Consider the following 7,712-nt stretch of genomic DNA (forward strand, 5'->3'; position numbering starts at 1 on the left):
CTGCGAACTCCGTGCGGCAGGGCGGGATGCCGGAGCCCGAGCCGACGCCCGGAAACGGCGAAGCGCCCCTCCCGGAGGAGGGGCGCTTCGTCTCGGACGGATCAGAAGTCCATGCCACCCGTCGGGTCGCCCGCGGGGGCCGCGGCCTTCTCCGGCTTGTCGGCCACGACGGCCTCGGTGGTCAGGAACAGGCCCGCGATGGACGCCGCGTTCTGCAGCGCCGAACGCGTGACCTTCGCCGGGTCGATGATGCCCTGGGCGAACAGGTCGCCGTACTCGCCGCTCGCGGCGTTGAGGCCGTGACCGGCCGGCAGCTCCGCGACCTTGTTCGCGACGACACCGGGCTCGAGGCCCGCGTTGAGGGCGATCTGCTTGAGCGGGGCCTCGATGGCGACCTTGACGATGTTCGCACCGGTGGCCTCGTCGCCGGACAGCGACAGACCCTCGAACGCGACCTTGCCGGCCTGGATGAGCGCGACGCCACCACCGGGGACGATGCCCTCCTCGACGGCCGCCTTCGCGTTGCGGACGGCGTCCTCGATGCGGTGCTTGCGCTCCTTGAGCTCGACCTCGGTGGCCGCGCCCGCCTTGATGACGGCGACGCCGCCGGCGAGCTTGGCGAGGCGCTCCTGGAGCTTCTCGCGGTCGTAGTCGCTGTCGGTGTTGTCGATCTCGCGGCGGATCTGGGTCACGCGACCCTCGATCTGCGCCGAGTCGCCGGCACCCTCGACGATCGTGGTCTCGTCCTTGGTGACGATGACCTTGCGCGCACGGCCGAGCAGGTCGAGCGTCGCGTTCTCGAGCTTGAGACCGACCTCCTCGGTGACGACCTGGCCGCCCGTGAGGATCGCGATGTCCTGCAGCTGCGCCTTGCGACGGTCGCCGAAGCCGGGGGCCTTGACGGCGACCGACTTGAAGATGCCGCGGATCTTGTTCAGCACGAGCGTCGCGAGAGCCTCGCCCTCGACGTCCTCGGCGATGATGACGAGCTCCTTGCCGTCCTGGATCACCTTGTCGACGATCGGCAGGAGGTCCTTGATGTTCGAGATCTTCTGGTTCGCGATGAGGATGTACGGGTCCTCGAAGACGGCCTCCTGGCGCTCCGGGTCCGTCACGAAGTAGGGGTTGATGTAGCCCTTGTCGAAGCGCATGCCCTCGGTGAGCTCGAGCTCGGTGCCGAAGGTCTGCGACTCCTCGACGGTGACGACGCCCTCCTTGCCGACCTTGTCGATGGCCTCGGCGATGAGCTCGCCGATCTCCGTGTCGGCGGCCGAGATCGACGCGGTCGCGGCGATCTGCTCCTTGGACTCGACCTCCTTGGCGGAGGACAGCAGCTCGGCGGTGATGGCGGCGACGGCCTTCTCGATGCCCTTCTTCAGGGAGATCGGGTCGGCGCCGGCCGCGACGTTGCGCAGACCCTCGCGCACGAGCGCCTGGGCCAGGACCGTGGCGGTCGTGGTGCCGTCACCGGCGACGTCGTCGGTCTTCTTGGCGACCTCCTTGACGAGCTCCGCGCCGATCTTCTCGAACGGGTCGTCGAGCTCGATCTCCTTGGCGATCGAGACACCGTCGTTCGTGATGGTGGGGGCGCCCCACTTCTTCTCGAGCACGACGTTGCGGCCACGCGGGCCCAGGGTCACCTTGACGGCGTCGGCCAGGATGTTCAGGCCGCGCTCGAGGCCGCGACGGGCCTCCTCGTCGAAAGCGATGATCTTTGCCATGTGTGTGTCGTCCCTCCCGGACGTTGGCTTGCAGTCTTTAGCACTCGATGAATGCGAGTGCTAATCCATTCTGGCACTCGACCATGGAGAGTGCAAGCCACGACACCCGGTGGCGCACGATCCCGGGATGCCGTCGCGTCGAGGCGGCGGCCACGGCCGGGTCGGGACTACGACGTCGGCTCGGCGGGGGTCGTGCGGTCGAGGCCGATCACGATGGTGAGCTGGCGCGCGGCGCTCTCGTCGTCCGCGGTCGCCGGGTCGTCGAGCTGCTGGTAGACGTCGTTGAGCGCGAGCTGGGCGCCGCCGATCGCCTGCGCGAGGCCGCGCGCGGCGGGCTCGTCCTCGCGGGTGGCGTAATAGACGGTCGTGACCTCGAAGTCCTCCGAGCCGGCATCCCCCGCGTACACGTTCGACTCCGGCCAGCCCGCGGCGACCACCTGGTCGCGCAGCGCGGCGGCCAGCCCCGACTCGGGGGTCGCGTTGAGCACCAGCACGTTGTAGCTCGTGTCGACGACCGACTCCGGCTCGGGCGTCGCCGTGGCCGTCGGCGTCGCCTCCGGGAACAGCACGATCCGTCCGCTCGTGACGAGCGTGCCGAAGATGCCCGCGCCCACGAGCACGAGCGTCGCGACGACCGCCCACAGCACGACGAGACCGGCCCGCAGCCGCGGCTGCTCCGCGCGGTGGGCGCCCACGCGCCGCTGGACGGCGGGCAGATCGTCGAAGCGATCCCTGGGCTCGGGCATACTCGGCACCTGTGAATGCTACCGGCCGTGACCGGGGGATGCCGTGGCGCGCGGCGAGCGCGCCTCCTCGCGCGCATCGCGCAGGCGCCGCAGACGATGCACGAGCATCGGGTCGTAGGCGAGCGCGTCGCCGGTGTCGATGAGCCGGTCGAGCAGCTGGTAGTACCGCGCCGGAGTGAGCGACAGCTCGCGGCGCAGGGTCTCCTCCTTCGCACCGCTGTGCCGTGGCCAATGGGCCTCGAAGTCCAGCAGTGCGCGGTCACGATCGCACAGGGGCACGTCTCGACGGTAACCCCGGCGTCCGGCGCGGCCGCGTCCGCCACTCCGCGACGCGGGGAACAGGCGGCCCGTCGGCCCTGTTGAATGGAGTCAGAAGGAGTCCGACATGACCTACCGAGTGGACAAGACCGAAGAGCAGTGGCGCGCCGAGCTCACCCCGCGCCAGTACGCGGTGCTGCGCGAGGCCGGCACCGAGCGCCCCTGGACCGGCGACCTCCTCCGCGAGGATCGCGCCGGCCTCTACACGTGCGCCGCGTGCGGCGCCGAGCTGTTCCGCAGCGGCACGAAGTTCGACTCGCACTGCGGCTGGCCGAGCTTCTACGAGTCGATCCGCCCCGAGGCGGTCGAGCTGCTCGAGGACCGCTCGCACGGCATGGACCGCGTCGAGGTGCGGTGCGCCGCGTGCGGCTCGCATCTCGGGCACGTGTTCCCCGACGGGTTCGGCACGCCGACCGGCGACCGCTACTGCATGAACTCGATCTCGCTCGACTTCGCGCCCGAGGCGGGCGAGTGACCGGCGCGCTCGAGGCGGTCCTGGCCCGCCGGTCGTGGTCGAAGGTGACGGATGCCGCGCCCACCCACGAGGAGCTCCTCCCCCTCGTCGCCGCCGCCGCACGGGTCGCGGACCATTCCGCCCTGCGACCGTGGCGACTCGTCGAGCTGCGCGGCGAAGACCGCGTCGCCCTGGGTCGCGCGATCAACAAGTCGCAGGGAGAGAAGGGCGTGTCGTCGAAGCCGATGCGCGCGCCGCTCCTCGTCGCCGTCGTCGTGAGCTATCGCAAGAGCGGCAAGGTCCCGCGCTGGGAGCAGGAGGCCGTGGCATCCGGCGTCGCGCACGTGCTCAGCCTGCTGCTCGACGAGGCCGGCTGGGGCGTCTTCTGGCGCACCGGCTCGTACACGCGCTCCCGGTCGGTCGCGAAGATGCACGGGCTCGGCAAGGACGAGCAGCTGCTCGGCTGGCTGTACGTGGGCGGCAAGCCGCAGCGCGCCCGCGCCGGCCGCCGCAAGACCGTCGACCCGCGCACGTTCCTGAGCCGCCCCGACGAGAAGCCGCGCAAGAAGAAGAAGTAGCGCCGCGAGTGGAGCCGGCTGCGGGACTCGAACCCGCAACCCCCTGATGACAACGTTCGTGTCGACGCCGCCGTGCGACGACCGGACCGCGAGTGGAGCCGGCTGCGGGACTCGAACCCGCAACCCCCTAATTACAAGTTAGGTGCGCTACCGATTGCGCCAAGCCGGCAAGGACGACCAGTCTATCCGCGGCGGCTACGGCGCCGGGGTCGCGGTCGGCGTCGGGGCCTGCGTCTTGTAGAACTCGTCGCTGGCGCTCGACAGCACGAACTGAGAGAACTCGGCCGGGTCGCCGAGGGCGCCGACGTAGGGCTCGCCGTTGACGAGGATCATGGGCGTGCCCGTGAGCGAGACGCCGTCGGTGTCGGGGATGCCGGCGACCGCGCGCTCCGTCGCCGCACGAGCCCACGCCGCGTAGGTCTCGGACTCGATGCACGTGCGCAGGGTCTTGGGCTCGCTGGCACCGGACGCGATCGCGATCTCGGCGAGCTGCTGGTCGGTGAAGCCGTCGGCGTCGACCGCGGGCTGGCGGTTCAGCAGCTCGTTGCTGAACGAGAAGAACGTGTCGGGCGAGTGCGTCGCGACGCAGGCGGCCGCGCCGGCGGCGCGCAGCGAGTACTTGGTGCCGTTCGACTTCGCGGTGAGCATCGCGACCGGGTGGTACGAGAGGGTCACGGCGCCCTCGCCGACCCACGAGGTGAGCTGCTTGGCGTTCGCGAGCTGCCATTCGCGCGCACCGGGCGAGAGGTAGTCGACGTACACCCGGATGTCGACGACGGGTCGCGCGGTGGGGGTGGGCGTCGGCTCCGCCGGCGGCGCCTCGGCGGGCGTCCCCTCGGCGGGCGCGCCCTCGGTCGCTGTCGGCGCGGGCAGGCTGTCGGCGTCGGGCGGCACCGGCGCGACCTGCGACATCGACAGCGCGGCGGTGGTGATGGCGAAGCCGTCGTCGGTGACGTTCGTGGGCGACAGCTGCGGGCGGTTCACCGCCGAGGAGACGGTCCAGGTGACGACGACGGCGACCGCGGCGACCACCGCGACGACGCCGACGACGAGGGACACGCGCCGAGCCAGGCGTGCGCGCGACTGCCGCACGTGCACCTGCTGCGCCTTCTCGCGAACCGCCTCTCGGCGGTCGCGCGGAACCGGCGTGTTCGGGCTGTCGTTGGACATGGGACCTCTCGGACGCGATGGATGCCGCTCAGCGGCTCGGCCGCTCGGGGAAGGCGACGCAGACGATGGTAATGAGGCAGCCTGAGAAAACCCCAGACACGGAAACAGACACGGAGGGCCCCGCCGTGCGATACTGGCTCATGCGGCCCTCCCGGGGCGCACGAGCAGCATCGCTCACATTCCTCACTACGGATCGTCCGGCACGTACCTGCCGGTGAAGGAGAAGAAACAATGGCGTCCGTCACGTTCGACAACGCGACTCGTGTCTACCCGGGGGCGACGCGCCCCTCTGTCGACAAGATCAACCTCGACATCGCCGACGGCGAGTTCCTCGTGCTCGTCGGCCCGTCCGGCTGCGGCAAGTCCACCACGCTGCGCATGCTGGCCGGCCTCGAGGAGGTCAACGGCGGCCGCATCCTGATCGGCGACCGCGACGTGACCGACGTCCCGCCGAAGGACCGCGACATCGCGATGGTCTTCCAGAACTACGCGCTGTACCCGCACATGACCGTCGCCGAGAACATGGGCTTCGCCCTCAAGATCGCCGGCGTCAGCAAGGAGGAGCGTGCGCAGCGCGTCCTCGAGGCGGCCAAGCTCCTCGACCTCGAGCAGTACCTGACCCGCAAGCCGAAGGCCCTCTCGGGCGGCCAGCGTCAGCGTGTCGCGATGGGCCGCGCGATCGTCCGTCAGCCGCAGGTGTTCCTCATGGACGAGCCGCTGTCGAACCTCGACGCGAAGCTGCGCGTGCAGACCCGCACGCAGATCGCCTCGCTGCAGCGCCGCCTCGGCGTCACCACGGTCTACGTCACGCACGACCAGACCGAGGCCCTCACGATGGGCGACCGCATCGCGGTGCTCAAGGACGGCCTGCTGCAGCAGGTCGGCACCCCGCGCGACCTGTACGAGCGCCCGCAGAACGTCTTCGTCGCCGGCTTCATCGGCTCCCCCGCCATGAACCTGTTCCTCGCCGACCTGGCTCCGGGCGGCGTCCGCTTCGGCTCGGGCGTCGTGGCGGTCGAGGCCGACGTGCTCGGCAAGGCGCACGGCTCCGACGTCATGGTCGGCGTCCGCCCCGAGGACATCGTGGTGAACCCGGCCGACGGCCAGGGCCTCTCGGTCGACGTCGACCTCGTCGAGGAGCTCGGCGCCGACGGCTACCTGTACGGCCACACCGACATCAACGGCAAGCGCACCGACATCGTCGCGCGCGTCGACGGCCGTCGTCACCCGAACGCGGGCGACAAGGTGATCCTGGCCCCGGTGCCCGGTCACGTCCACGTGTTCGACCACGAGACGGGCCTGCGCCTCACCGACAAGGCGATCGCCTCGGCGTAACGGATCGAATCAGCGCGATGCGGCGCGGGCGGGTCCTCGGACCCCCCGCGCCGTCGCGCGTCCGGCGTCTTCGGAGAGGAGCGATGTGGCGGATTCCCTGACCATCACGGCCAGCAGCATGGATCCCGGCCTGTTCACGCTTCCCTGGTCCACGCCGCTGTCGGAGTGGACGAGCTCGAACATCGTCTCGCTCCCGAAGGGCATCTCTCGTCACCTCGTGCGGTTCGCGAACCTCTCCGGACGGGTCGTCGCCGTCAAGGAGACGACCGCCGAGATGGCCCGCCGCGAATACGACATGCTCGGATCGCTGCGCCGGCTGGACGCACCGTGCGTCGAGCGGGTCGCGGTGGTCGACGGACGGAAGGATGCCGACGGGAATCCGCTCCCGGCGGCGCTGGTGACCGCGCACCTGAAGTTCTCCCTCCCCTACCGCGCGCTGTTCACCCAGGTGCTGCGCCCCGACACCGCGGGTCGCCTCGTGGACGCCCTCGCGGCGCTGCTGGTGCGGCTGCACAACGTCGGCTTCTTCTGGGGCGACGTGTCGCTGTCGAACACGCTCTTCCGCCGCGACGCCGGAGCGTTCTCCGCGTACCTCGTCGACGCCGAGACCGGCGAGCTGCACGAGACGGGTCTCACGTCCGGCCAGCGCGCGAACGACCTCGAGGTCGCCCGCATCAACATCGCCGGCGAGATCATGGACCTCGAGGCGGGCGGCCGCCTGGAGGACGGCGTCGACGCGATCGCGATCGCCGAAGGCCTGGTCGCGTCGTACCGGTCGCTGTGGGCGGCGCTCACCGACCAGGAGTCGTTCGCCGCGAACGAGTCGTGGCGCATCACCGAGCGCGTGCAGCGTCTCAACGAGCTCGGCTTCGACATCGACGAGATGTCGTTCGAGACGACCTCCGATGGCACGGTCGTGTCGATCCAGCCGAAGGTCGTCGACGCCGGACACCATCAGCGGCGCCTGCTGCGGCTGACCGGCCTGGACGTGGAGGAGAATCAGGCCCGGCGCCTGCTCAACGACCTCGACGAGTTCCGCGCGCGCGTGTCGCGGCTGGGGTCCGACGAGGAGATGGTCGCGCACGAGTGGCTGACCCGCGTCTTCGAGCCGGTCGTGAAGTCGATCCCGTGGGATCTGCGCTCGAAGCTCGATCCCGCCGAGGTGTTCCACCAGGTGCTCGAGCACCGCTGGTACATGTCGCAGGCGCGCGGCCGCTCCGTGCCGCTGGCCGAGGTGGTGGGGTCCTACGTCGACGACGTGCTGCGCCACCGCCGCGACGAGGCGACCGTGATGGGACCGCCGACCGAGACGACCGGCGTGAACGTCATCACCGAGGCGATCGACCTCGACGACGACCTGGATGCCGTCGACTGGCGCGATCTGGTCTGA

At 70.5% G+C, this 7,712-nt stretch carries 8 protein-coding genes and 1 tRNA gene; 4 read left to right on the plus strand and 5 right to left on the minus strand.

The window, feature by feature from the left end; all coding sequences use genetic code 11:
* Positions 1-101 precede the first annotated feature (101 nt).
* The 3 genes from groL to WML84_RS11025 form a co-directional block, all read right to left on the minus strand.
* Positions 102-1,721 (minus strand): chaperonin GroEL, encoded by a 1,620-nt coding sequence (gene groL, locus WML84_RS11015; RefSeq protein WP_347346192.1) that lies wholly within the window; start codon positions 1,719-1,721, stop codon positions 102-104.
* Positions 1,722-1,888: 167 nt separating this feature from the next.
* Positions 1,889-2,467 carry a LytR C-terminal domain-containing protein gene (locus WML84_RS11020; RefSeq protein ID WP_347346193.1) on the minus strand — a complete coding sequence of 193 codons (579 nt, stop codon included), beginning with the start codon at positions 2,465-2,467 and terminating at the stop codon, positions 1,889-1,891.
* Positions 2,468-2,485: 18 nt separating this feature from the next.
* A complete protein-coding gene (locus WML84_RS11025) occupies positions 2,486-2,746 on the minus strand; it encodes a DUF3263 domain-containing protein (protein WP_347346194.1) in 261 nt (86 codons plus the stop codon).
* A 106-nt stretch (positions 2,747-2,852) separates the two neighbouring features.
* Here WML84_RS11025 and msrB point away from each other — a divergent pair, with 106 nt between their 5' ends.
* Together msrB and WML84_RS11035 are read left to right on the plus strand one after the other, a co-directional pair.
* Entirely contained in the window at positions 2,853-3,260 is a 408-nt protein-coding gene (gene msrB / locus WML84_RS11030; protein WP_347346195.1) for a peptide-methionine (R)-S-oxide reductase MsrB, read from the plus strand.
* Complete coding sequence (locus WML84_RS11035) at positions 3,257-3,817, plus strand: nitroreductase family protein (protein WP_347346196.1); 561 nt, start codon at positions 3,257-3,259, stop codon at positions 3,815-3,817. The genes msrB and WML84_RS11035 overlap by 4 nt, the downstream gene beginning before the upstream one ends.
* Positions 3,818-3,910: 93 nt before the next feature.
* Here the strand turns inward: WML84_RS11035 and WML84_RS11040 are convergent.
* Positions 3,911-3,986, minus strand: a tRNA-Thr gene (locus tag WML84_RS11040).
* A 26-nt stretch (positions 3,987-4,012) separates the two neighbouring features.
* Positions 4,013-4,987 carry a thioredoxin domain-containing protein gene (locus tag WML84_RS11045; RefSeq protein ID WP_347346197.1) on the minus strand — a complete coding sequence of 325 codons (975 nt, stop codon included), beginning with the start codon at positions 4,985-4,987 and terminating at the stop codon, positions 4,013-4,015.
* 231 nt (positions 4,988-5,218) lie between these two features.
* On the opposite strand from WML84_RS11045, the gene ugpC reads away from it, so the two are divergent.
* Both ugpC and WML84_RS11055 read left to right on the plus strand, forming a co-directional pair.
* Positions 5,219-6,322 carry a sn-glycerol-3-phosphate ABC transporter ATP-binding protein UgpC gene (gene ugpC / locus WML84_RS11050; protein WP_347346198.1) on the plus strand — a complete coding sequence of 368 codons (1,104 nt, stop codon included), beginning with the start codon at positions 5,219-5,221 and terminating at the stop codon, positions 6,320-6,322.
* Positions 6,323-6,407: 85 nt separating this feature from the next.
* The gene (locus WML84_RS11055; RefSeq protein WP_347346199.1) at positions 6,408-7,712 is read left to right on the plus strand and encodes a DUF4032 domain-containing protein; all 1,305 of its coding nucleotides are present in this window, start codon (positions 6,408-6,410) and stop codon (positions 7,710-7,712) included.

The organism is Microbacterium sp. (assembly GCF_039812165.1).
Classification (GTDB): domain Bacteria; phylum Actinomycetota; class Actinomycetes; order Actinomycetales; family Microbacteriaceae; genus Microbacterium.